General features: G+C 37.2%; 23 protein-coding genes. 8 read left to right on the forward strand and 15 right to left on the reverse strand.

Translation table 11 applies throughout. The features are described 5' to 3' along the window. Positions 1-1,169 (reverse strand): RNB domain-containing ribonuclease (locus ACFIO3_RS00220; protein WP_375703999.1); only part of this gene is annotated, 1,169 nt, incomplete at its 3' end. 3 nt (positions 1,170-1,172) lie between these two features. After that, positions 1,173-3,746: a type I DNA topoisomerase gene (gene topA, locus ACFIO3_RS00225; protein ID WP_375615173.1), complete on the reverse strand. Its 2,574-nt coding sequence runs from the start codon at positions 3,744-3,746 to the stop codon at positions 1,173-1,175. Between the two features lie 264 nt (positions 3,747-4,010). On the opposite strand from topA, the gene ACFIO3_RS00230 reads away from it, so the two are divergent. Then, a complete protein-coding gene (locus ACFIO3_RS00230; RefSeq protein ID WP_005773510.1) occupies positions 4,011-4,217 on the forward strand; it encodes a hypothetical protein in 207 nt (68 codons plus the stop codon). Here the strand turns inward: ACFIO3_RS00230 and dprA are convergent. From dprA to ACFIO3_RS00250, 4 genes are read right to left on the reverse strand one after another with little or no spacing between them, the layout of a single operon-like run. Continuing rightward, positions 4,147-5,379 (reverse strand): DNA-processing protein DprA, encoded by a 1,233-nt coding sequence (dprA, locus tag ACFIO3_RS00235; protein ID WP_375608347.1) that lies wholly within the window; start codon positions 5,377-5,379, stop codon positions 4,147-4,149. The genes ACFIO3_RS00230 and dprA overlap by 71 nt on opposite strands. Then, positions 5,336-5,968, reverse strand: a complete 633-nt coding sequence (plsY, locus tag ACFIO3_RS00240) for a glycerol-3-phosphate 1-O-acyltransferase PlsY (RefSeq protein ID WP_375606903.1) — start codon at positions 5,966-5,968, stop codon at positions 5,336-5,338. Before plsY ends, dprA begins: the two co-directional genes overlap by 44 nt. Before the next feature lie 11 nt (positions 5,969-5,979). Continuing rightward, positions 5,980-7,281: a dihydroorotase gene (locus ACFIO3_RS00245; protein ID WP_375606902.1), complete on the reverse strand. Its 1,302-nt coding sequence runs from the start codon at positions 7,279-7,281 to the stop codon at positions 5,980-5,982. Further along, positions 7,278-8,243, reverse strand: a complete 966-nt coding sequence (locus ACFIO3_RS00250) for an aspartate carbamoyltransferase catalytic subunit (RefSeq protein ID WP_375608348.1) — start codon at positions 8,241-8,243, stop codon at positions 7,278-7,280. The genes ACFIO3_RS00245 and ACFIO3_RS00250 overlap by 4 nt, the downstream gene beginning before the upstream one ends. A 125-nt stretch (positions 8,244-8,368) precedes the next feature. Between ACFIO3_RS00250 and ACFIO3_RS00255 the strand changes: the two genes are divergently transcribed. Further along, complete coding sequence (locus ACFIO3_RS00255; protein ID WP_375615174.1) at positions 8,369-9,988, forward strand: acyl-CoA dehydrogenase family protein; 1,620 nt, start codon at positions 8,369-8,371, stop codon at positions 9,986-9,988. On the opposite strand, the gene ruvX is transcribed toward ACFIO3_RS00255, so the two are convergent. Continuing rightward, positions 9,973-10,452: a Holliday junction resolvase RuvX gene (gene ruvX, locus ACFIO3_RS00260; protein WP_375606899.1), complete on the reverse strand. Its 480-nt coding sequence runs from the start codon at positions 10,450-10,452 to the stop codon at positions 9,973-9,975. The genes ACFIO3_RS00255 and ruvX overlap by 16 nt on opposite strands. 147 nt (positions 10,453-10,599) lie before the next feature. On the opposite strand from ruvX, the gene gatC reads away from it, so the two are divergent. Together gatC and gatA are read left to right on the forward strand one after the other, a co-directional pair. Then, positions 10,600-10,887 carry an Asp-tRNA(Asn)/Glu-tRNA(Gln) amidotransferase subunit GatC gene (gene gatC, locus ACFIO3_RS00265; RefSeq protein ID WP_375606898.1) on the forward strand — a complete coding sequence of 96 codons (288 nt, stop codon included), beginning with the start codon at positions 10,600-10,602 and terminating at the stop codon, positions 10,885-10,887. A gap of 31 nt (positions 10,888-10,918) precedes the next feature. Further along, a complete protein-coding gene (gene gatA, locus ACFIO3_RS00270) occupies positions 10,919-12,406 on the forward strand; it encodes an Asp-tRNA(Asn)/Glu-tRNA(Gln) amidotransferase subunit GatA (protein ID WP_375606897.1) in 1,488 nt (495 codons plus the stop codon). Positions 12,407-12,494: 88 nt separating this feature from the next. On the opposite strand, the gene ACFIO3_RS00275 is transcribed toward gatA, so the two are convergent. The 5 genes from ACFIO3_RS00275 to ACFIO3_RS00295 form a co-directional block, all read right to left on the reverse strand. Next, complete coding sequence (locus ACFIO3_RS00275) at positions 12,495-13,205, reverse strand: ABC transporter ATP-binding protein (protein WP_375606896.1); 711 nt, start codon at positions 13,203-13,205, stop codon at positions 12,495-12,497. Then, positions 13,192-13,974, reverse strand: coding sequence for an ABC transporter ATP-binding protein (locus ACFIO3_RS00280; RefSeq protein ID WP_375606895.1), 783 nt, complete (start codon positions 13,972-13,974; stop codon positions 13,192-13,194). Before ACFIO3_RS00280 ends, ACFIO3_RS00275 begins: the two co-directional genes overlap by 14 nt. Further along, positions 13,971-15,029, reverse strand: a complete 1,059-nt coding sequence (locus tag ACFIO3_RS00285; RefSeq protein ID WP_375606894.1) for a branched-chain amino acid ABC transporter permease — start codon at positions 15,027-15,029, stop codon at positions 13,971-13,973. Before ACFIO3_RS00285 ends, ACFIO3_RS00280 begins: the two co-directional genes overlap by 4 nt. Beyond that, positions 15,029-16,105, reverse strand: coding sequence for a branched-chain amino acid ABC transporter permease (locus ACFIO3_RS00290; RefSeq protein ID WP_375606893.1), 1,077 nt, complete (start codon positions 16,103-16,105; stop codon positions 15,029-15,031). Before ACFIO3_RS00290 ends, ACFIO3_RS00285 begins: the two co-directional genes overlap by 1 nt. Before the next feature lie 113 nt (positions 16,106-16,218). Beyond that, positions 16,219-17,352, reverse strand: a complete 1,134-nt coding sequence (locus tag ACFIO3_RS00295) for an ABC transporter substrate-binding protein (RefSeq protein ID WP_375606892.1) — start codon at positions 17,350-17,352, stop codon at positions 16,219-16,221. 325 nt (positions 17,353-17,677) lie between these two features. Here ACFIO3_RS00295 and ACFIO3_RS00300 point away from each other — a divergent pair, with 325 nt between their 5' ends. The 4 genes from ACFIO3_RS00300 to ACFIO3_RS00315 all read left to right on the forward strand — a co-directional run bounded on the left by ACFIO3_RS00300 (position 17,678) and on the right by ACFIO3_RS00315 (position 20,618). Beyond that, positions 17,678-18,253 (forward strand): cold-shock protein, encoded by a 576-nt coding sequence (locus ACFIO3_RS00300; protein ID WP_375606891.1) that lies wholly within the window; start codon positions 17,678-17,680, stop codon positions 18,251-18,253. 261 nt (positions 18,254-18,514) lie between these two features. Further along, the gene (locus tag ACFIO3_RS00305) at positions 18,515-19,027 is read left to right on the forward strand and encodes a DUF192 domain-containing protein (protein ID WP_375614117.1); all 513 of its coding nucleotides are present in this window, start codon (positions 18,515-18,517) and stop codon (positions 19,025-19,027) included. Beyond that, on the forward strand, positions 19,024-19,797 hold the full coding sequence (locus ACFIO3_RS00310; protein WP_375606889.1) for an alpha/beta fold hydrolase: 774 nt from the start codon (positions 19,024-19,026) through the stop codon (positions 19,795-19,797). The genes ACFIO3_RS00305 and ACFIO3_RS00310 overlap by 4 nt, the downstream gene beginning before the upstream one ends. A gap of 608 nt (positions 19,798-20,405) precedes the next feature. Further along, complete coding sequence (locus ACFIO3_RS00315; protein WP_375606888.1) at positions 20,406-20,618, forward strand: DUF3126 family protein; 213 nt, start codon at positions 20,406-20,408, stop codon at positions 20,616-20,618. A 45-nt stretch (positions 20,619-20,663) separates the two neighbouring features. Here the strand turns inward: ACFIO3_RS00315 and radC are convergent, their stop codons facing one another. Genes radC through sfsA form a run of 3 tightly spaced genes read right to left on the reverse strand, consistent with a single transcriptional unit; the run spans position 20,664 to position 23,015 of the window. Then, a complete protein-coding gene (gene radC, locus ACFIO3_RS00320; RefSeq protein ID WP_375606887.1) occupies positions 20,664-21,458 on the reverse strand; it encodes a DNA repair protein RadC in 795 nt (264 codons plus the stop codon). A gap of 17 nt (positions 21,459-21,475) precedes the next feature. Further along, positions 21,476-22,306: a type I methionyl aminopeptidase gene (map, locus tag ACFIO3_RS00325; RefSeq protein ID WP_375606886.1), complete on the reverse strand. Its 831-nt coding sequence runs from the start codon at positions 22,304-22,306 to the stop codon at positions 21,476-21,478. Then, entirely contained in the window at positions 22,299-23,015 is a 717-nt protein-coding gene (sfsA, locus tag ACFIO3_RS00330; protein ID WP_375606885.1) for a DNA/RNA nuclease SfsA, read from the reverse strand. Before sfsA ends, map begins: the two co-directional genes overlap by 8 nt. Positions 23,016-23,062 lie beyond the last annotated feature (47 nt).

The raw sequence follows: 23,062 nt of genomic DNA on the forward strand, positions 1-23,062 counted from the left end.
GCTCTTACCCGCATCATAATACGATGAAAACTATGTTTTCGTTTATTACCGTTTGCATCAAAAATCATACGAACTGCTAAAGCTGGCCGTTCTTTTCCTTCACGTAGAGAACATAAATCATGAGAAAGGCGTTCAGGCAGCATTGGCACAACAGTATCGGGAAAATAAACAGAATTTCCGCGTTTCAATGCTTCTTTATCTAAAGCACTTCCTGTTTTGATATAGTAAGAAACATCTGCGATGGCTACAATAATAATCCAACCATCATTGTTTGCTGGATCCTTATCCTTGGTTGCATAAACTGCATCATCATGGTCTTTTGCATCTGGTGGATCAATTGTAATAAAGGGTAATTGTCGCCAATCTTCACGATTATCCATATTGGCAGCTTTGATATGTTTGGCTTGCTCAAGAACACTTTCAGGAAAAATATAAGGAATTCCTTTCGAAAGAAGCGCTATCATTGAGAGTGTTTTCTCACTCTTAATGTGCCCTAAAACATTCTTTATTTTTGCGCTCTTTAATCCGTAACCAGTATTTTTTTTTATTTCGACTTCAACGAGATCACCCGTTTCAATCTTCATTTCTGGAGACATTTCAACAATAAGTTCATTGGTTTTGCGGTCTATAGGATCAAGGCGCCATTGATTATTTTCCAATTTTCGTACAATAGCAAATGCGCTTTTGGGAGATACATCAATTTTACGAATAATTCGTCCCGTATAAGGATGGCTTGAGCTTTCAGAATTTTTATTTCGAAAAACTTTTACAAGAATATGATCTCCAACACCAATATTACTTCCTTTTATGTGATGAAAAGAGTGTATTTCAATATTGGGCTTTGGAGAATCTTCCCATTCAAGAGGTTGTGCAATAAAACTTCCATCTTTATCACGTCCGCTAATTTTTACTAAAGTAACAGGAGGTAATTTTCCTTTGTTTATTGCTCTTTTGCGGTGTTTAGATATAAGATTTTGATCCTTCAACTCACGTAACATATCTCTAAGCAAAATACGAGAATCACCTTTTAAGTTAAAAGCTTTGGCGATTTCTCGTTTACTTGAGTGGTTAGGATTCTCAATTATAAAGGAAAGAATTGCTTCCTTATTGGGAAAAGTTTTCCCCTTGAATGAAGAGAGATATTTTATGTTTTTTTCACCTTTAGCCAAAATTTATATCTCTTTTATTTTTGCTTTTGTTTTAGAAGAAGCTCTTTTTGAAGTTGTTTTTTTACTCGATGCTTTAGCCGATATAAGTTCTAGTGCCTCTGGAAGTGTTACACTAATGGGATCTTTATCTTTTGGCAATGTTGCATTAACTTTACCCCAATTGACATAAGGACCATAACGCCCGTTGCGCACGGTAATGGTTCCTCCTTCGGGATGCTCTCCTAATGTTGCCAATGCTTCAGGTGTTGTTCTGCTTTGCCTGGTTTTGTTTTCTTGTTGTTCTGCTAATACTGTAACAGCGCGATTGATACCAATATCAAAAACTTCATCTGCATGAAGAAGGCGCGCAGATTTTCCGTTATGGCTAAGATAGGGACCATATCGTCCAATCGTAGCCGTGATTGTTTTTCCGGTTTCAGGATGAATGCCAATTTCACGGGGAAGGGATAGTAAAGCCAAGGCTTTATCAAGGGTTACATTTTCTGCCTGCCATTCTTTTGGTAGTCCTGCACGCTTAACTTCTTTGCTTTCACCAAGTTGAATATAGGGACCAAAGCGGCCATTACGAAGAGAAATCTCTTTTCCTGTTTCAGGATCAATACCAAGTATAACAGGTTCATCATTGCGTATAGCTTCATTCTCTTCTCCAGTATCTGTACCAAGTTGGCGTGTGTATTTACATTCGGGATAATTGGAACAGCCAACAAAAGCACCATAACGCCCAAGTTTTAATGATAATTGACCATTTTTACAAAGAGGACAGGAACGTACATCACTTCCATCTTCGCGTTCAGGAAAAGCGAGAGGTGCTAATGTTACATTTAAAGCATCAAGAACATTAGTTATACGGAGTTCTTGGATATTGATAATAGATGCATTAAATCCATCCCAAAAATCTCGCAATACGTCTTTCCAAGAAAGTTTGCCATCAGAGATAAGATCCAGCTTTTCTTCAAGATCTGCTGTGAAACCATATTCTACATAGCGATTAAAAAAATTTTCAAGAAAGGCTGTAACAATACGTCCCTTAGCATCGGGAATAAGCTTTCGTTTATCAATGACAATATATCCACGGTCACACAATGTCGCCAATGTGGATGCATAAGTTGAAGGACGACCAATTCCTAACTCCTCAAGCTTTTTAATTAATGAAGCTTCAGAATAACGAGAAGGGGGCTCTGTGGTATGTTGTATAGATTCAACTTTTTCTTTTGTCAGTGCTTCACCAGTGTTTATTTGTGGTAAACGTGTTGATTCATTTTCTTCATTATTTTCTTCGTCTCGTTGATCCGTGTAGACGGAAATAAAGCCATCAAAGCGAATAACAGATCCTGTTGCTCGTAGATTTGCATGGTTTTCTCCTTGTAGTGCTTCAATTTCAACAGTTGTACGTTCAATTTCAGCAGAGCGCATTTGGCTGGCAATAGCACGCTTCCATATTAGCTCATAGAGCTTTGCTTGATCGCTATCGAGAAAATTACGGACTTGACTAGGATTGCGTTGAAAATCTGTTGGACGGATCGCTTCGTGTGCTTCCTGTGCATTTTTTGCCTTTGTTGAATAAAAACGTGGCTTTTCAGGAATATAGTCTTTTCCGAAAGTTTCATGAATAACTTTTCTTGCTGAATCAATAGCCTCAGGTGCTATTTGCACACCATCGGTACGCATATAAGTAATAAGCCCTGCCGTTTCACCGTTAATTTCAATGCCTTCATAAAGTTTTTGGGCAATTTGCATAGTGCGAGAAGCTGAAAATCCTAATTTTGAAGAAGCTGCTTGTTGTAGTGTGGAGGTTGTAAATGGAGGAAAAGGATTTCTCTTTGTAGGTTTTGCTTCAACACTGAGTGTATGGTATTGGGCTTGCTCCAACATAAAGCGAATTTGGTCTGCTTGTTCTTGAGATTGAATATCAAGCTTGCCTATTTTTCTTTGATTAAACATTGTCAATCTTGCTTGGAAACCATCATTTCGGATGGTTTTTAACTGTGTTGTAATGGACCAATAATCTTCTTTGATAAAATGTTCTATTTCTGATTCACGATCACAAATAATACGCAAAGCAACCGATTGAACGCGTCCTGCTGAACGCGCACCAGGAAGTTTACGCCATAAAACAGGTGAAAGTGTAAAACCAACGAGATAATCAAGAGCACGACGCGCAAGATAAGCATCTACAAGCGATGTATCAATATCACGTGGATTGTTCATAGCATCAAGCACAGACTTTTTGGTGATGGCATTGAAGACAACTCTTTTAATAGGTTTATCTTTTAAAACTTTTTTTTGACGGAGAACATCCAGAATATGCCATGAAATAGCTTCCCCTTCACGATCAGGGTCTGTTGCTAATATAAGGCTATCGGCTTCTTTAACGGCTTTTGCTATTTCATTTAAACGTTTAGCGGCAGCAGAATCTATATCCCATTTCATAGAAAAATCTTGATCCGGTAAAACAGAACCATCTTTTGCAGGCAAATCACGAACATGTCCAAATGATGCGACAACTTTGTATTGAGACCCAAGATATTTATTAATTGTTTTTGCTTTTGCTGGAGATTCAACGATAACGATATTCATAATTTTATCCAAATATTGAAATAAAAATTTTTTTATAAACGCCTTTCACGCGAATAGCTAATGCCAATTGCTTAAGAGCACATAAAAAAATATTAGCCATATAAAAAACATGAATATTGTACAACTTATGATTGTCATTATTAGAGTACACCCTATATAGAATTACACGATTTATTTTCCACTGTTATTACAAAAACATACGGCGAAATACTAAGATAACGTCTATTGAGAGGTAGGAGGGGAAATGCTCAAGGATAGAGGATTATGTTTATAAATCATTTAAAAGTTATCCAATATATTACAGACATGTCAAAGCAAATGAATCAGATGGCGCGTCAGGCGCACAGTCCGCTTTTAGCATTGCTTTTGGATATGGTTGCCAAAGAAGGGCAAAGCATTATTAATAGTGCTGAGGCTCTTGGGGAAGATCAAGATTCGACAATGACACACAACCACCAGAGTGTCGAATAAGCTTTCCAGCAAGGTCGAGTTCTACCAACAAGAGGTAGAGAGCTGGGAGTGAAACACCTGAGTGGATACTGAGTGTGTCTAAATCGATTGGCGTTGTTGAAAGAGCGGAGAGAACTGCTGCGCGTGCTGCATCATCATCTGCTAAAGAGAGGCTGTTGTTTTTTTTATCTGCTAAATTAAAATTCTCCTTTTCAAGTTGTAAAGAGGATGGTTCCTCAAAAAAATTGAGTTGGGAATTTGGAAGCGGTGAAATTAATGGCGTAAGTGTTTCTATGATGTCAGAAGGATGTGTGGTGAGTAGAGCTCCGTCTTTGATAAGATTGTTGGTACCAACAGATCTTGGATCAAGTGGAGAACCGGGAATGGCAAAAATTAACCGTCCCATTTCAGCTGCTTGACGTGCGGTAATTAAGGACCCTGAGCGCAGAGCTGCCTCTACAACCAAGAGACCAAGTGACAAAGCTGCAATAATACGGTTTCTTCTTGGAAAATCGATAGCACGCGGCTGCCAAGAAATGGGCATTTCGCTGATGATGGCTCCACCGTTGGCAATAATATCTTCATGCAACTTTTTATTTTCAGGAGGATAGATATGATCAATTCCTCCAGCCATGACTGCAACAGTTCCTGTTTTTAAACTTGCTTGATGCGCAACACTATCAATTCCACGAGCAAGCCCAGAAATTGTTACAAAGTCTGCTTCTCCGAGAAAACGCGCAAATTGAGCCGTAAGCTTTTTTCCCGCAGCTGAAGCATTTCGAGAACCTATAATTCCAATAGAAGTTTTTTGAAAAATTGCAACATTACCTTTGATAGCAATAAGCGGCGGAGGAGCTTCTGTAACCTTAAGAAAAGCTGGATAATCTGGTTCTCCTATACCGATAAACCGGACATCTAATCTTTCAGCTTCTTGCATTTCTTTTTCTGCATCTTCTAAGCTTGCTATTTTAATAGATACAGAACCACCACCTTTTCTACTAAGCTCTGACAGCGCTGCCAGAGCATTTTCTGCTGTTTTATAATGATCAATGAGATTGCGAAAACTAACAGCTCCAATATTTTCACTGCGCAATAACCGTAACCAGCTTAGACGTTGACGATCAGTAAGCAGGATTCCTTTATTTATCTCCGTTTTTCGTACCAATCTTATTTTCTTCCCCAATTAATAATCTACCGATATTTGCATAATGTTTTATGAAAACAAATATGCTCATCATAATCAGCATACAACAGAAATAAGAAGCGGAAAAATAAAAAACAAATACCGGTGTGATCGTAACAGCAATAAGCGCAGATAATGAAGAATAACGCATGAGAAGAAAAATCGCACTCCATACAATAATAAAAATAATTGCTGCAGGCCAATAGATTCCTAAGCACACCCCTAGATAGGTAGCAACACCTTTGCCGCCTTTAAATTTAAGCCATACGGGGAAAAGATGTCCTAAGAAAACAAAAAAGCCTGCTAGAGAAATAAGAATACTATTGTCTAGCGGATCACTAAAAAATTTTGTAACGAAAACAACGATAGTTCCTTTTAACATATCACAAAGAAGTGTTAGAGCAGCAAGCTTTTTATTTCCTGTTCGTAAAACATTTGTTGCTCCAATATTGCCGGAACCGATTGTTCTTATATCACCAAATTTGAACAATTTCGTAAAAAGAAGCCCAAATGGAATCGAGCCAATGAGATAAGATATGAGGAAAATAAACCATGGAGTGAACTGAAAAAATATTTCTGCTTCATTCATTAAGAATCTCATTAAGTTTGTTGATCAAGTTTAAAAACGTTTTTCCCTTTCACAAAAGTCTGGAGCACGCGTCCTTGAAAACGTGCATTCTCAAAAGGGGTATTTTTTGAATGTGAATAGAGCTTCTCTTTTGAAACAACCCATGGTTCTTCAAGATCAACCACAATAAGGTCTGCATGAGTACCTTTTTTGAGTGTTCCTGCATTGAGTCCAAAGAGCTTTGCAGGCGCCGTTGACAAAAGTTCCGTTATCCGTAGAAGAGATAAGCTCTCATCATGATAGAGGCGTAAAGCTGCGCTCAATAAGGTCTCCATACCAATAGCGCCAACTGCCGCGTCATTAAATGGTAAATGTTTTTTGTCAATACTCTGAGGATCATGAGAAGAGACAACAACATCTATAGTCCCATCCTTTATTGCTTCAATCATTGCTATACGGTCTTCTTCTGTACGCAATGGGGGCATTAAGCGAAAAGAGGTGCGATATTCACCAATGTCATTTTCATTGAAAGATAAATGATTAATAGATACACCCGCTGAAATTTTCTCACTGCGTTTTTTACCTAAACGAAGTGCATCAGCAGAGAGTGCTGTCGATATTTGAGCAGCATGATAGCGTGTTTGCGTTAATACTGCTAATCGCAGATCTCTTTCAAGTGGGATAACTTCTGCTTCGCGTGGGATGCCAGAAAGACCAAGCCAACTGGCAAGCAGTCCTTCATTCATCACACCTTGCCCTGTAAGATCTTTATCTTGCGTTTCATGCATCAATGGAACATCAAAATCGCGTGCATAACTCATTGCCCGTCGCATAACAGATGAATTTTGAAGTGTTTTTTTTCCTTCACTAAAAGCAACAGCCCCTGCATCCTTGAGCAAACCAAATTCAGTTATTTCTTGTCCATTGAAACCTTGTGTGATGGCAGCAACAGGATAAATATTGACCGATGACATTTCCTGTGCTGTATGCGTAATAAATTTAATCAGAGCAATATTATCAATGACTGGGTGCGTGTCTGGCATCATCAAAAAGGAAGTAATACCACCTGCTGCGGCCGCTTGACTTGCTGATGCAATTGTTTCACAATGTTCATTCCCTAATTCTCCAACAAAAACGCGCGCATCAACAAGTCCAGGGAGAATTGCTTTGTTTTGTGCGTTAATAACTTCTGCTTCTTCAGGAAATCCTTGATTCAGAGCCTCTTTTCCAGCGGCTATAATTCGTCCATTTTCAATAATAACTGTACCAATTTCATCGATTGCGCGCGAAGGATCAATAATACGAGCATTTTGAAAAACAACTGGTTTTATCATTTTTTTTCTCCACTGATCTTTGCGCGTGAATCTAATAGAGCCTCCATGACAGCCATACGCACTGCAATTCCCATTTCTACTTGTGTATGAATCATACTTTGTGGTCCATCTGCTATATCGGATGCAATCTCCACACCACGGTTTATTGGTCCAGGGTGCAGAATAATAGAATCATTTTTGGCATAGGCTAAATTTTCTTTATGTAAGCCAAAATAATGGAAATATTCACGCGTAGAAGGAATAAAAGATCCTGTCATCCGTTCATGCTGTAAGCGCAACATCATGATAACGTCAGCATTTTTAAGACCTTCTTTCATCGTGTTAAAAACCTCAACACTCATATGAGCGATTTCTGCGGGTAAGAGTGTTGAAGGAGCAACAGCACGAACACGAGCACCCAAAGCATTGAGACACAGGATATTGGAACGGGCAACACGTGAGTGTAAGATATCTCCGCAAATCGCAACAGTTAATCCTTCAATACGACCTTTTGTCCTTTTAATGGTTAGAGCATCTAATAAAGCTTGGGTTGGATGTTCATGAGCACCATCACCTGCATTAATAACACAACAATCAACTTTTTGTGCTAATAAAGCTGCCGCTCCTGCACTGTTATGGCGAAAAACCAGTATATCTGGCTTCATCGCATTGAGAGTTATAGCTGTATCAAGTAATGTTTCTCCTTTTTTTACAGATGAGTTGCCGATCGCAAGACTCATCACGTGTGCACCTAGCCTTTTACCCGCTAATTCAAAAGAAGATTGTGTTCGCGTAGAGGCTTCAAAAAAGAGATTAATTTGAGTCCGTCCATGCAAAGTAGATTTTATTTTATCAATTTTGTTAGAAAGGATAACATTTGCTTCTGCACGATCAAGCAATGTATTAAGATCTTGTACACTTAGATCTTTAATAGCTAAAAGATGTTGATGAGGGAAAAGTGGAAAAAAATTATCTTGCATCATAGCATTCTTCTTTATCTCTCTCTAAACAGGTTAAACAAGCATTTGTTTGAATATGATAAATGTTTCTTAACTCTAAAAAGACAAATAGTCTATGATATGAATGATTTGAATGTAGGAATATACCTATGAGTGCTGTATCTGCGCAAAATACTCGTCGAAAAAATACATTTCTTAGCGATACGCTTATGTTTCGTATTGCTTCTACTTTGCCTAAGTTTTTGTTAGCAAGTTTTGAAGAAATAGGGGATTTTGCCGCGAGTCGAGAAGCATGGAAACTTTCTTGCTTAGCGAATCATTATAAGCCTTTACTATGCTATAATGATGAATGGGGGCAACCAACAGAAAGATTAGAGATCCATTCTTCCTATCAAGCTCTTCAACAATATTCTAGACAAGCAGGTTTGGTTACCTCGCTTTGGGAAAATACGAGCTCAGAAAATGGAGTACGCTATCAAGCGCGTGCGATTCGTTTAGCTTTATCTGCTGGTTTAGAAACAGGACATTTGAATGAAGTTATCATAACGAGTGCAGCTATTGCTGTTTTAATTAGTGATATTGAGCTCTTCAAAAAATGGCAACATGTCCTTTTATCACGCCAATATGATTCCTCATCAAAGCCTATTCATAATAAAAAGGCTGCTTCTCTAACTTGTGCATTTGACGATATTGAAAAATACGCTTTCAATTTTCCAAGTGTTAAGAAAATTTCTTTCGATGAAAGTATGGAACGTGATCTATATCGTTTAAATGTTGTAAAAACCAACGTTATTAATCCTACCGCTGACGGATATCTTGTTAGTGCAGATTTAGATGGTCATTTAAGTTGTTTTTTTATTCCACGCATACAAGAAAATGGCGCATTAAATGGATCTATATCGATTCGTCATTTAATTCAGCGTTCTGGAGAACTTTTAACACCAGAGGGGGTTGTCGACTTCCAAGGCAGTTATGGCTGGCTTTTGGGAAATGCTGGAGAAGGGCTTAAAGTTATTAAAGATATCGAGACGATGATGCGTTTCGATCAATCTGTCATATCGGCAGGTGTTTTACGAGCGGCTCTTCAATTTGGTATGGATTTTTTCCGGAAAAAAATGCCCAATCAGCCTTTACCTCCACTGACAGAACGTATTTTTGCAGATATTGCATTAGATATAGCTGCCTCACAAGCATTGGTTTTGCGTTTAGCAAGAGCATTTGACAATGCAGCAAATGACCGTTCTGAAGCAGCTTTTGCCCGCATTATGACACCTATTATTGCTTATCATGTAAGTCAATTGGTTGTGCCTATTATTGGTGAAATTATTGCACAACTTGGTATTGAAAGTTTTATAGAGAATAATCCATTATCACAAATGTTGCATAATGGGCCTGCGCGAATTGTGAGAAATAGTTCTGCTAATCAATTGGTAAAGGATGCCATTCTTATTGGTGAAAAAGCACCGGGATTGTTTCAGAAATTGTTGGAAAAAATTGCTCTTGATATTGGACCAGCGGGACCCCGAGCAATTGAAATTATTAAATCAGCAGGTGATATGGCATCAGCAAATGAAGGTGCAGGAAGATTTTTTGTTGAACAAGTAGCTTATGCAGCAGCAGCAGCAGCATTACGTTCTACGGACATAGAACATGTTGCGAATGCCTATATGGAAAGCCGCCTTGGGGGACAATGGAGATCTTCTTACGGGATGCTCATTGCGCGATATAATGCAGGGCATTTGCTCAATGTCCTCTATCCTTCCATATGATGAAAGTTTTGAATTCTATTGAGAGCACCTTGCAATATAAAAGCGGCGGCAGCCGAATCAATACGGCTTACTCTTTTAGCGCGCGATACATTCATTTCTAAAAGAGACCGTTCTGCAGCAATTGTTGATAAACGTTCGTCCCAAAAAACAAATGGAATTTTTGTATAAGCTTTCATATTGCTCACAAAAGCTCTGGTTGCTTGAACACGAGAGCCACTGCTTCCATTCATGTTAAGAGGTAAACCAATGATAATAACACCTACATTTTCACGGTCAAAAATTTTAATAAGTGTGTAAGCATCTTCTGTAAATTTTTTTCGCTGTAATACAGGACGCGGATTTGAGACAATCAACCCCCTATCAGAAATCGCAATTCCGATCGTTTTTGTCCCTAAATCTAAGCCTGCTATCGTTTGTCTAGGCAAAAGATGTGTTATAACTTCATCTATATTAATAACAGTCATAAAGGTATAATACGTTTTTTAATGTTTCAGATCTATAGTTATATTCTTTATTCATGTTATCTAATATTCTTGCACTTACAAGTGCAGCCTTGTATAGCCAGAATAAAGATCAATAAATAAACAAAAAAGCAGAAAGGCGTAAAGAGTATGTCTGTTGATCAAGAGACAGTCAAGCGGATAGCACATTTAGCAAGGATTGCTCTCCACGATGATGAGATAGAACCTGTGACAAAAAAATTCAATGCTATTTTAGGTTTTGTAGAGCAATTGAATGAAGTTGATGTCAGTGGAGTTGAGCCATTAACTTCTGTGATGCCGATGACTCTACGAATGCGTGAAGATAGTGTTACAGATGGCGATAAAGCAGCAGATATTGTAGCCAATGCCCCTGTTACAGAAGAAAATTTTTTTCTTGTCTCAAAAATTGTTGAGTAACTTTTTATATTTTTGAAATTTGAGAACCAATATGACTGATTTAACAACTCTCACAATTGCGCAAGCTCGTGATGCTTTAATAAAGAAAAATCTCAAAGCAACAGAATTAACGGAAGCTTATTTACAAGCAATAGAATCAGCTAATCCAATTTTGAATGCTTATGTAACAATAACAGCAGAACAGGCAATGAAAATGGCTGCTGAATCAGACAGTCGCTTAGCGAGAGGGCAGGAAGGGCTTTTGGAAGGAATTCCCTTGGGGATTAAAGATCTTTTTGCAACCTATGGTGTTCATACTCAAGCCTGTTCAAATATCCTTGATGGTTTTAAACCGCACTATGAATCAACTGTCACGGCTAATTTATGGCAAGATGGTGCTGTGATGTTAGGAAAACTTAATATGGATGAGTTTGCTATGGGCTCATCCAACGAGACATCATATTATGGTCCCGTTATTAATCCATGGAGAAAAAAAGGCTCGAATGAAAAACTCGTACCAGGTGGTTCTTCAGGTGGTTCTGCGGCCGCTGTTGCGGCACAAATTTGTGCTGGTGCAACAGCAACCGATACAGGTGGCTCAATACGTCAACCCGCAGCTTTTACTGGAACTGTAGGAATAAAGCCAACTTATGGACGTTGTTCGCGATGGGGCGTTGTTGCGTTTGCTTCATCTCTTGATCAAGCTGGACCTGTTGCTAGAGATGTTCGTGATTGTGCTATTTTACTAAGATCAATGGCCTCTTTTGATGAAAAAGATTCTACTTCCGTCAATTTACCAGTTCCTGATTATGAAAGTTATCTTGGTCAATCAATCAAAGGAATGAAAATCGGTATTCCAAAAGAATATCATGTAGATGGAATGTCTCCAGAAATTATTGAGCTTTGGCAAAAAGGAATAAATTGGTTAAAAGAAGCAGGTGCTGAGATTAAAGATATTTCTTTGCCCCATACAAAATATGCTCTACCTTCTTATTACATTATCGCTCCTGCAGAAGCCTCTTCTAATTTAGCGCGTTATGATGGTGTGCGTTTTGGTTTGCGCATGCCTGGAAAAGACATCATTGAGATGTATGAAAATACGCGTTCTGTTGGTTTTGGAGATGAAGTCAAACGGCGCATTCTGGTTGGAACTTATGTTCTTTCATCTGGGTATTATGATGCCTGTTATTTAAGAGCTCAAAAAGTAAGAACACTCGTAAAGCGTGATTTTGACCAATGTTTTGCTTCAGGCATTGATGCTATTTTGACACCAGCAACACCAACACCTGCTTTTGGTATTGCTGATGAAAAAATAAAAAATGATGCTGTCGCAATGTATCTTAATGATATTTTTACGGTACCAGTTAATATGGCTGGTTTACCAGGAATTTCTGTTCCTGCTGGTCTGTCATCAAATGGTTTACCGTTAGGACTGCAATTGATTGGTAAACCTTTTTCTGAGGAAGTTATTTTTCAGATAGCGCACATTATTGAACAAGCAGCAGGAGTATACTGTGCAGAAAAATGGTGGATATCATAGTTAAGCACAAAAAAGCATTTCTCATTAAATAGAGAGATGCTTTTTTAAAAGGAGGAGGGGAGAACTTTATTTTCTTAATTTGTAGCCTTTATCCACCAAGATAGGCTTCTTTAACACGTGGATCAGAAAGCATAGCTTTACCTTCACCGTGAAATAAAATATGCCCTACCTCTAAAATATAAGCATAGTCAGCTATGGAAAGTGCAGCAAATGCATTTTGCTCAATAAGAAGAACAGTTTTTCCCATATCATTAATTTTTCGGATAATTGAAAAAATCTCCCGAACGAGAAGGGGCGCTAATCCCAACGACGGTTCATCTAATATGACCATATCAGGATTGCTCATGAGTGCGCGGCCTACAGCAACCATTTGTTGTTCCCCACCTGACATTGTTCCTCCCAACTGTTTTGATCTTTCACGTAGGCGCGGAAAAAGATCAAATATCCATTCAATATCACGAGAAATTCCCTGTTTATCATGACGGATATAAGCACCTAGATGGAGATTCTCTAAAACAGTGAGATGAGGCATAATACGACGCCCTTCAGGACTGAGAGCAATCCCTAAACGCAAAATCTCTTCTGGTGACTTTTTAATAATTGATTTGCCATTATAGGTAATTTCCCCATACACAGAGCGATTAAGTCCTGTAATAGAACGTACAATACTGCTTTTTCCTGCACCATTGGCGCCAATTAAAGTGACAATACTTCCTTTTTTTATGGACATAGAAAGATCTTGGACAGCTTTAATGGCACCATAATGAACGTGAAGATTTTTTATTTTAAGAATATCCATACACATCTCCGCCAAGATAAGCTTCAATAACTTTAGGGTTATTACGAATTTCATCTGGTGTACCATTGGCAATGCAACAGCCATGTTCCATGACTAAAATATGTTGGCAAAGTCCCATAACCACTTTCATATCATGCTCGATAAGAAGAATTGTAAGATCAAAGTCTTTTTGCACTTTTGTTATAAATTCTTTAAGATCTTCGCTTTCTTGTGGATTCATGCCAGCAACAGGTTCATCAAGAAGAAGCAATTTGGGCTTTGTGGCTAACGCACGTGCAATTTCTAGACGTCGCTGCACACCATAAGGTAAAGCTGTTGCCGATTGATTGGCAAGGTGATCAAGTTGTAGCCGTTCAAGAAGCTCCATGGAGTTTTTATAAATTTCTTTTTTTTCTTTCATTGCTTTTGAAAAAAATAGAGCTGAAGAAAACCAAGGATATTTTTGTCGAACATGCGCCCCCACCATAACATTTTGCAAAACCGTTAACCCTGAAAAAAGACGAATATTTTGAAATGTTCGGGCGATATGGCGTCTGCAGATAATATAAGGAGGTGCTCCAGAAATTTTTTGCTCATCAAAAAGAATGATACCGCTCGTAGGGGCATAAAATCCCGAAATCATATTGAAAACTGTTGTTTTTCCAGCACCATTGGGACCAATTAATCCAGTAATACTTCCTCGTTTAATTGCCATATTAATATTATTTACAGCAACTAATCCGCCAAAACGCATGACGATCTCGTTGAGTGAAAGGATGGTGTCGTTCATAGATTTCCCTCAGTATTAGAAAGTTTTTTGCGTATCAGAAAGCTATAAATTCCATTCCATGAGAATTCACGTTGTCCCATCAAGCCTTTTCTCCAAAACAAGATAATTACCAGCAATAAAAGAGAAAAAACAACCATACGAAGTCCTGGTGTTTCTGGAATATGTATAAAACCTAAGTCAAATGGACTTTCAATAATACGAAGCCATTCAAGCATAACTGTAATAACAATGCTACCAATAATACTCCCTGTAATTGAACCCAAACCACCAGCAACAACAATCATCAAAATATTAAAAGTGAGAAGAAAATTAAACATTTTGGGATCAATGGTTGAAATAAGAGCAGCCATTAATGCTCCACCTATACCTGCAAAAAACGCTCCAACAGTAAAAGAAAAACTACGGTAGAAAAAAGCGTTAATTCCCATAGTTTTCGCAGCTATTTCATCATCACGAATAGCACGTAATACATTACCAGTATTGCTTCGCAGTAAGAGAACAATAAAGAGAACTGTGAATGCTAGCCAACCATAGTTCCACCATAATGTTGCATTTTGAGGTATTCCTTTGATTCCTAAAGAGCCATTTGTGAGCGATGTTGCATTTGTAATGACAATGCGGATAATTTCTGCAAAACCCAATGTTGCAATTCCAAGATAATCACCACCAAGACGCAATATTGGCAAAGCAATCAATAAACCTACAACTGCGGCACACAAACCACTTACAACAACAGCAATGAAAAAAGGTAATTGCAGATGATACAATGGTTCAGCGATAGGCTCAAGAATCCACATCATCTCTTTTTGTTCAGGAGAAAGCAGTAAAATTGCGCAGACATAAGCACCAATAGCCATAAAGCCAGCATGTCCAAGAGAAAACATACCTGTAAAACCATAAATCAAATTAAGCGAAATTGCCAGTATCGCATTAATAGCAATCAGATTTATGATACGAAGCGTATAGTCATTAAAATGGCTATCAGCATAAAATAAAAAACCTATGAGAACTAAAACACTTATACACGATAAAATAGTTGTCACTGACTTTGCCATTAGATTTTCTCCTGACTTTTTTTACCCATTAATCCTGTGGGCAATATCAATAAAATCAGAATCAATAAAATGAAAGCGAAGGCATCTCGATATCCAGATAGCGCGGGGAAAAATGCGATAATCATAATTTCAATAAACCCTAATAACAATCCTCCCAACATTGCTCCTGGTATCGAACCAATCCCTCCGATAACAGCAGCGATAAATGCTTTGAGACCAGGAAGAACGCCCATATAAGGCTGAATTTGAGGATAGCGCAAAGACCACATAATGCCTGATATAGCGGCAAGTGCTGAGCCTATTCCAAATGTAAATGCAATGACTTTATTAACAGATACACCCATCAAACGCGTCGTTTCAATATCATGGGAGATTGCACGCATAGCAAGACCCGGTTTCGTTTTATGGATAATCCATAACAGTAATACAATAAGAATTAATGACACAACGGGAACAATCAGAGACATAGGAGCAATTCTAATGATACCATCTGCGTCTGATCCTAGATGCCATAAAAATGGTGTTACAAGAAAATCTGGTTGTTTTACACCTTTCGGAATACCACTAAAGAGTACAGTAGCAAGATTTTCAATAAAAAAAGAAACACCGATCGCACCGATCAATGCCGAGATACGTGGAGCATGGCGTAGAGGTTTATAGGCAAGTTGATCAACAGTAACACCCACTGCACTTGTAATAAAAATGGAAAAACAAAGCGCTAAAACCCAAATCGGAGTGAAATCCTGTGGAGAAATTTTAAAGTAATAAACAAACCCTAAAGCAAGAATTAAAAAAACAGCAATCCAATAAATTGGAGGACGCCTTTTAAACCCTACAAAGACCGAATAATAAACAAGAGCAGCGAGGAACAAAAGAAGAAGGGCTGCCCAAGCAGGCATAAAGCCAATTGTGGAAAAGAAAACAAAATATGCTCCCAGCATAAAAATATCACCGTGAGCAAAATTAATGAGTCTCAGTATACCGTAGACCATAGTATAACCAATAGCGATAAGTCCATAAAGAGATCCCAATGCCAGTGCATTAAAAAAATACTGGATGAACATTTCAGTGCTCATCTCTCATCCTTCCACATTTGTTAATTTACATAAGTCAACAAGAAACCTTTAAGTTTTTGGTTGAGAAAAGCTCCTCAACCAATTCTTGTATTTTCATTAGTAAAACTTCTTAATTAAAAAGCAGGTTTAACTTCTTCTAAATAAACACGTTTTCCATCCTGTATTTTAATGATACCAATAGGAATTTTAGGATTATGATTTTCATCCATGGACATATCACCAAAGGGGGTTGGAAAATCTTTTAATTTGCTAAGTGCGATAGTAATTTTTTCACGATCAGCGCTACCTGCATTTTCAATAGCCTTCATAAACATCATATAACTCGTGTACCCTAAAACAGAATTGATATTTGGCTCTTTGTCAGGGTAAGCTTCTCTCCATTCTTTTGTGAATTCTTGCGCAGCTACTGACATATTTGGCATATCCTCACTATAGGGAAGTGTTGTATGTAAGAAACCTTCTGCCGCTTTTCCTGCAATCGTAATGGTTTCTGGATTATCCATAGCATCTCCACCCATAATTTGAAACTTCGCTCCTAATTCTCGTGCTTGTTTCATGATGATAGCACCTTCAGAAAAATAAGATGGAATGAATAAAATATCAGGTTTTTGTGCAATAATTTGCGTAAGAACAGCTGAAAAATCCTGATCTCCGGAATTATAGTTTAAATTTGAGATAACTTCACCACCTAATTTTTTGAAAGCACGTGTAAAATAACTTGCAAGACCAATAGCATAATCGTTTGAAATATCTTTGAGGATAGCAGCTTTTTTTGCGTGTAAAGTTTGGCTTACATAAGTTGCGATTCCTACTCCTTGATAGGAATCAATAAAGCAAGCGCGAAAGTAATATTTTTTACCCTGTGTAACAAGGGGACTCGTTGAGGACGTTGCAATGGTTGGAGTCTTTGCTTTTTCAGATATTTCACCACCTGCCAACGAAAGCGAAGAGCCATAGCTGCCAATGATTCCACTCACTTTTTCACTTGCTGTTAAACGCATAACAGCATTAGCTGCTTCTACTTTATCAGACTTATTATCAATAATAACAAGTTCCACTTTACGGCCTAAAATTTCTGGAACTTTTTTATGGGCTAATTCTATACCTCTAATTTCAAGCTGACCTCCAAATGCATTTTGACCACTTAATGGAAGATAAACACCAATTTTGATAGGTTCACTTGCATACACATTTGCTGTAAATGCCATGAATGCTGTGATTGTTGTAAGGATTTTTTTCAATTGCATGCGCATTTTCCTTAATTGAATTGTCGTTTTTGCACCTTATATTGAACTTCTTCATCATGCAAGTTACACATTAATGAAAATATCATTATGTAAAAAAACCTTTTATATGATCTCTTTTGTAGGGCATTCTTTGTAAGATATATAAAGCGTACAATCAAATAGTTTTATAAATATTCATGTTGATATTCTCTGATGTTAACATAGAAGATACGACAATATGGGGAAATCTTATCTTGGGACTTGCGTGTTGGTACAAGAGCAATGTTTACTTAAACTTAGAGAATCAATATCGTACAATTTATAAAAGCTACAGGATCACGTTATTATGACGAGTAAGGATGCATTAAAGGATTGTTCCCTATCTGAGGAGAGTATAGGTGCTTGTGGAGAGATTATTGAAATAAGTGGTGTCATTAAGTGGTTTGATGGTAGTAAGGGGTATGGATTTATTGTACCTGATTTACCTCATTTTCCCGATATATTATTGCATGTTACAGTAATGCGACGGGATGGTTTTCAAACAGCGATGGAAGGAGCTAAAGTTATTTGTGCTGTGGAAAAAACTGAACGAGGATTAAAGTGCGTTCAGGTGAAATCCATAGATTGTTCTTCAGCTGTTCACCCATCAGAAGTTCCAGCCCGTACCCATGTTGTTGTGACTCCAGAAAGTGGCCTAGAACGTGCAATTGTTAAATGGTTTAATCGTGATAAAGGTTTCGGTTTTCTTAGCCGTGGACAAGGAACAGAAGATATTTTTATTCATATGGAGACGTTGCGTCGTTTTGGTTTAGCAGAGCTTCGTTCGGGCCAAGTTGTTCTTGTGCGTTTTGGAAAAGGGGAAAAAGGTTTAATGACAGCAGAAATTTATCCAGATATAGGTATTCCTTTTTCTACGCATTAAATTATTGTGCATTGAATTTCACTAGTAAAATCAGTATGTTTTCTGTGTTTTTTAAAGGTGATTATTGCATAAAAAGCTAGAGAGGTAAATATATTTCAAGAAAATATGACTCTCGTGAATCGATAAACCAAATGGAAAAATTGCGCCTATTGTGTTGAGAAAAAATAGAGAAAAACAATGAAACAGCTCTCTTTTTTTTGATTTTTTAGCACTTTTTATTTTAGAAACAAAGTTTGAAATTTTTCTGTGGTGGAAACAAGAATGTTAAAGCCTTTTAAAAAAGAGCATATCATTTTATTGGCGATACTTTTTATGTTAAACGTGCATGTTGTTTTAGCAAAGAAGCCCATAGAGATTCCCGTTCATCCAATTCCTTTAGAAATACATACAAAGCAAGGTGCGATTTATTATAAGGTAGAGCTTGCTTTTACACCATCTCAAGCAGCAGCTGGTTTAATGTATCGGACTGATTTTCCACGCGATCGTGCAATGCTCTTTAAGCAGCAAAAAGGTTATCTATCGGGAGATGAGCAGAAGTTTTTTATGTGGATGGCAAATACACCTTTACCTTTAGATATGATTTTTTTAAACTCTGAGGGAATTATTGTATCGATTATTGAAAATACTTCTCCATTTTCAACAAACACTATTTCCTCAGGAGTTCCTGCAGCTTTTGCACTTGAAATTAATGCTGGTGAAGTTTCTGAAAAACAGATACAAAAAGGGCAACGTGTTATTCATCCTGTACTTTGTGGAAAGTGCAATAAAAAATGACCGCTGAAGATATTCGTTTTTTTGAATATGATGGTTTGCGATTTGCTTATCGAGAAGAAGGGCAAGGCGCTCCTGTTTTGTTGATCCATGGTTTTGGATCTTCTGCACGGGTGAATTGGTATGCGACAGGTTGGTTTCGTATTCTCACGGAAGCAGGATATCGTGTTATTGCTCTTGATAATCGCGGTCACGGAGATTCAGTTAAAAGTTATGATCCTGCTTTTTATACACCTCAAGCTATGGCTGGTGATGCGATAAAGTTACTACAGCATTTAGAGTTATCTAAAGCCCATGTTATGGGATATTCTATGGGAGCTCGTATTAGTGCTTTTATGGCTCTTTTGCATCCAACATATGTGAACAGCGTTATTTTTGGTGGTTTAGGTATTGGTATGGTAACGGGAGCAGGAAATTGGGAGCCTGTGGCTGAAGCTCTTTTAGCGGAAGATATTTCTACCATTACCAATACGCGCGGTTTAATGTTCCGTAAATTTGCTGATCAAACGAAAAGCGATAGACGTGCTCTGGCTGCTTGTATTATCACATCAAAACAGGAGTTAACGGCATCTGAAATTTACAAAATCGAACAACCTGCACTTGTTGCCGTTGGTTCATTAGATGAAATTGGTGGCGCTGCAGAACCATTAGCAGCTTTGTTGCCTTGTGGTGAAGCTTTATCAATTCCTGGTCGTGATCATATGCTTGCTGTAGGCGATAAAGTTTATAAAAAAGGAGTTATCGATTTTCTTTCTCGTTATCCTATAAAATAAGCATTCTTCATAGGTTTTAGTATTTACAAAAATACCTAATATTCTTCTATATAAACTGAAAGCTTATTTAAAAATTTCCCATTGTGAAATGAATTTTTATAAAAATGGAGAGAAAAATGAACTCTTATTAACTTATTTTGTATATTTTTTAGAGATGTAATTCTTCTAAGGTTAGACAATATCTACTTTAAAAAGTCGTTAAAAAGAATTATTTTTTAATGATATAATAATGTTTTTTGCTAAAAACTGTAGCTTTAAATAAAAAAGTTTTGTTCTTTGAATTTTTTATAGAAGGAACAAAACTATAAATGGTTGATCAATTTTTCTCCCGAATAGGAATCTGTAAATGCAGATGCTAAAATTAGAAATAAAGTAAAATTATTAAAAATATACAATTTTCTGCCGTTTTTTAATTTATACGGGTATATTTAATAATGAGGATTCCTTTTGTAGAAGTTTTTTATGAATGTATAAAAAGCAGTGTAAATATATGTAATATTAAGTGAATATTCAGATTAAGCTTTTTTACTAACTTTATAGAATCATAGGTGTGTCTTATTTGCATGACACGCAATTGTTTTAATTGTCTCAAAAAATAGGAGAGTATAGTGAATGCTGATGAAATAAAAAAACTTAATAATTATTTAAAAAATATATTCCAAAACTCAGCATTGCACGTCAAAGCACGGCCTAAGAAAGATGATTCTTGTGAGGTTTATATGGGGGATGAGTTTTTAGGTATTATTTATCGAGATGAAGATGAAGATGAGCTGTCCTATAATTTTTCAATGGCTATATTAGATATTGATTTAGAAAATTGATTCGTTATTCATTGTTGAATGAAGCCTTTTTTCATCCTATAAGGTTTATATAAGCTTTAATGCTTTAAAGCTCGTGTGGTTATTTCGTGCGATAATAAGGTGATCGTGGATAGTAATGCCTAATGCATTTGCTGCGTCTTTTAATCTGTATGTCATTGTTATATCTGCGTCAGATGGTGTGGAATCGCCAGAAGGGTGATTGTGGACTAAAATCAATCCTGATGCGGATAACTCTAAAGCTCGAGAAATAACTTCACGAGGATAAACAGGAGTATGATCAATAGTTCCAGTTTGTTGCACCTCATCAGCAAGTAAGCCGTTTTTCTTATCAAGAAATAAAATACGAAATTGTTCACGGGTTTCGTGAGCCATAACAGCTTTACAATAAGCTAACACTTTATCCCATGATGAAAAAATATCGCGTTTAAATAATTGTGCACGAGCAAGACGTCCAGCAACATCTGAGATAATTTTTAAATCAATTGCAGTTGCGGGACCACATCCTTGAACTTCTTGAAGCCGGTGAATATCAGCTCCCAATACATCAGCTAATGAACCAAAACGTGCTATCAAATTTTTAGCTATGGGTTTTGTATTTGCGCGGGGGATTGTGCGAAAAAGCAATAATTCAAGATATTCATAATCTTCAATTGCATTTCCTTTTGACTTTAAATAGCGTTTCCGAAGACGTTCACGATGTCCTTGATAATGTTTATGAAGCTGTGTGTTTTTCTCAGGCTCTTTACTTTTTCTTTCAGATACTGGGATGAGTGGAAAACTTGATGTTAATGCAAAGTGATTACTTTGAATATCTTCCTTTTGATTTAATTTTTTAGCCATAACATCTCTACAGTGCATTAGGTATACGAATTGGGAATATAAAAAATATTTTTAGGAGATTGTGTAAATATTTCACACCCCTCATTTGTGACACCAATTGTATGTTCATATTGTGCTGTCAAAGAGCGGTCGCGGGTAACGGCAGTCCAACCATCAGATAAAATCTTAACTTGTGGCTTACCAAGGTTAATCATAGGCTCAATTGTAAACATCATACCTTGTTTTAATTCGACTCCTTCTCCAGGGTTTCCATAATGGAGGATATTGGGTGCATCATGAAAAAGCTGACCGATACCATGTCCGCAAAAATCTCTCACAATTGAGCACCGTTCAGATTCTGCATACTGTTGAATAGCAGCACCAATATCACCTGTGGTTGCTCCAGGCTTAACAACAGCAATTCCTTTCATAAGACTTTCATAGGTTATTTGTAAAAGGCGTTCTGCAGCACGTCTGATTTTTCCAACAGGATACATTCGACTTGAATCTCCATGCCAACCATCAAGGATAAAGGTTACATCAACATTCACAATATCGCCTTCTTGCAAGGGTCTTTTATTGGGAATACCATGACAAACAACGTGATTGATGGATGTACAGCATGAATGGCTGTATCCATGATAATTTAAATCAGCAGGAAGAGCTCCTCGCTTAGCACCAAAAATGAATACAAAATCATCTATTTCTTGCGTAGTAACACCTGGCTTAATAATATCCGTAAGCGCATCAAGGCATTCTGCAGCAATACGACCAACTTCACGCATTTTAGCAAAAGCATAATCATCAAAAATGCGGATTTTCCCATTAAATTTTAAAGGTATTTCATTATATTCAATATACTCAGTCATTGTTTCTTCTGTTTTCTATTTTCACTCTCTGAATCGGAAAAATGCCTTCTACACTTACATGACACTTTACAGCATAACATTCTACTCCTGATTTTAATGCTAAATCAAACTTACGTCCATAGAGTGGATCAAGATCATGACAAATTGTAAAAGCTGAGCAATCTTCTCGTTGAATAATATAAAGCATAGCTGCTCGTTTTCCTTGTTGTACAACCCCTATAAGTTCTTCAAGGTGACGTGCACCACGTTTTGTTTCTGTATCAGGAAATTCTGCTAATCCTTTTTGACGAATAAAATGAACATTTTTAACTTCTAGGTAACAATCAGGAAGAATGTCATCACGTAAAAGAAAGTCAATTCGTGATTGTATCCCATAGCGTTGTTCTTTTAAGATTGTTTTATACCCACTTAATTCTGGTAGTAATCCGTTTTGAATTGCTTCTAGTGCAAGTTTATTGGGTAAAGTGGTATTAATGCCAACCAAAGTATTATCGGCTTCAACAATTTCTAATTGATAGGCATATTTTCGCTTGCTGTTGTTATGATATGAAAGCCAAATATTGGAGTTGGAAGCTGTTAATCCAAGCATTGATCCTGTATTAGGGACCGACACGGTGAAAACATGTTGATCATCTTGTTTAACATCCGCAAGAAAACGTTTATAACGACGGATAAGCTTTGCAGGAAAAAGTTTGGGAATAAAATACATATTCCTTTTTTAGGATTTATGATTTCATAATTCAACTGAGATTATGA

The sequence above is a fragment of the Bartonella sp. AD328YNZD genome, assembly GCF_042196425.1.

Excerpts from the sequence above, each read along its gene's own strand:
- ACFIO3_RS00275 (WP_375606896.1), bottom strand. The coding sequence starts at position 13,205 with ATGGATATTCTTAAAATAAAAAATCTTCACGTTCATTATGGTGCCATT.
- map (WP_375606886.1), bottom strand. The coding sequence starts at position 22,306 with ATGACTGAGTATATTGAATATAATGAAATACCTTTAAAATTTAATGGG.
- topA (WP_375615173.1), bottom strand. The coding sequence starts at position 3,746 with ATGAATATCGTTATCGTTGAATCTCCAGCAAAAGCAAAAACAATTAAT.
- gatA (WP_375606897.1), top strand. The coding sequence starts at position 10,919 with ATGACTGATTTAACAACTCTCACAATTGCGCAAGCTCGTGATGCTTTA.
- ACFIO3_RS00300 (WP_375606891.1), top strand. The coding sequence starts at position 17,678 with ATGACGAGTAAGGATGCATTAAAGGATTGTTCCCTATCTGAGGAGAGT.
- ACFIO3_RS00295 (WP_375606892.1), bottom strand. The coding sequence starts at position 17,352 with ATGCAATTGAAAAAAATCCTTACAACAATCACAGCATTCATGGCATTT.
- plsY (WP_375606903.1), bottom strand. The coding sequence starts at position 5,968 with ATGAATGAAGCAGAAATATTTTTTCAGTTCACTCCATGGTTTATTTTC.
- ACFIO3_RS00310 (WP_375606889.1), top strand. The coding sequence starts at position 19,024 with ATGACCGCTGAAGATATTCGTTTTTTTGAATATGATGGTTTGCGATTT.
- ACFIO3_RS00230 (WP_005773510.1), top strand. The coding sequence starts at position 4,011 with ATGTTTATAAATCATTTAAAAGTTATCCAATATATTACAGACATGTCA.
- ACFIO3_RS00250 (WP_375608348.1), bottom strand. The coding sequence starts at position 8,243 with ATGATGCAAGATAATTTTTTTCCACTTTTCCCTCATCAACATCTTTTA.
- ACFIO3_RS00280 (WP_375606895.1), bottom strand. The coding sequence starts at position 13,974 with ATGAACGACACCATCCTTTCACTCAACGAGATCGTCATGCGTTTTGGC.
- ACFIO3_RS00255 (WP_375615174.1), top strand. The coding sequence starts at position 8,369 with ATGAGTGCTGTATCTGCGCAAAATACTCGTCGAAAAAATACATTTCTT.
- ACFIO3_RS00245 (WP_375606902.1), bottom strand. The coding sequence starts at position 7,281 with ATGATAAAACCAGTTGTTTTTCAAAATGCTCGTATTATTGATCCTTCG.
- ACFIO3_RS00285 (WP_375606894.1), bottom strand. The coding sequence starts at position 15,029 with ATGGCAAAGTCAGTGACAACTATTTTATCGTGTATAAGTGTTTTAGTT.
- ruvX (WP_375606899.1), bottom strand. The coding sequence starts at position 10,452 with ATGACTGTTATTAATATAGATGAAGTTATAACACATCTTTTGCCTAGA.
- ACFIO3_RS00305 (WP_375614117.1), top strand. The coding sequence starts at position 18,515 with ATGTTAAAGCCTTTTAAAAAAGAGCATATCATTTTATTGGCGATACTT.
- sfsA (WP_375606885.1), bottom strand. The coding sequence starts at position 23,015 with ATGTATTTTATTCCCAAACTTTTTCCTGCAAAGCTTATCCGTCGTTAT.
- radC (WP_375606887.1), bottom strand. The coding sequence starts at position 21,458 with ATGGCTAAAAAATTAAATCAAAAGGAAGATATTCAAAGTAATCACTTT.
- ACFIO3_RS00290 (WP_375606893.1), bottom strand. The coding sequence starts at position 16,105 with ATGAGCACTGAAATGTTCATCCAGTATTTTTTTAATGCACTGGCATTG.
- gatC (WP_375606898.1), top strand. The coding sequence starts at position 10,600 with ATGTCTGTTGATCAAGAGACAGTCAAGCGGATAGCACATTTAGCAAGG.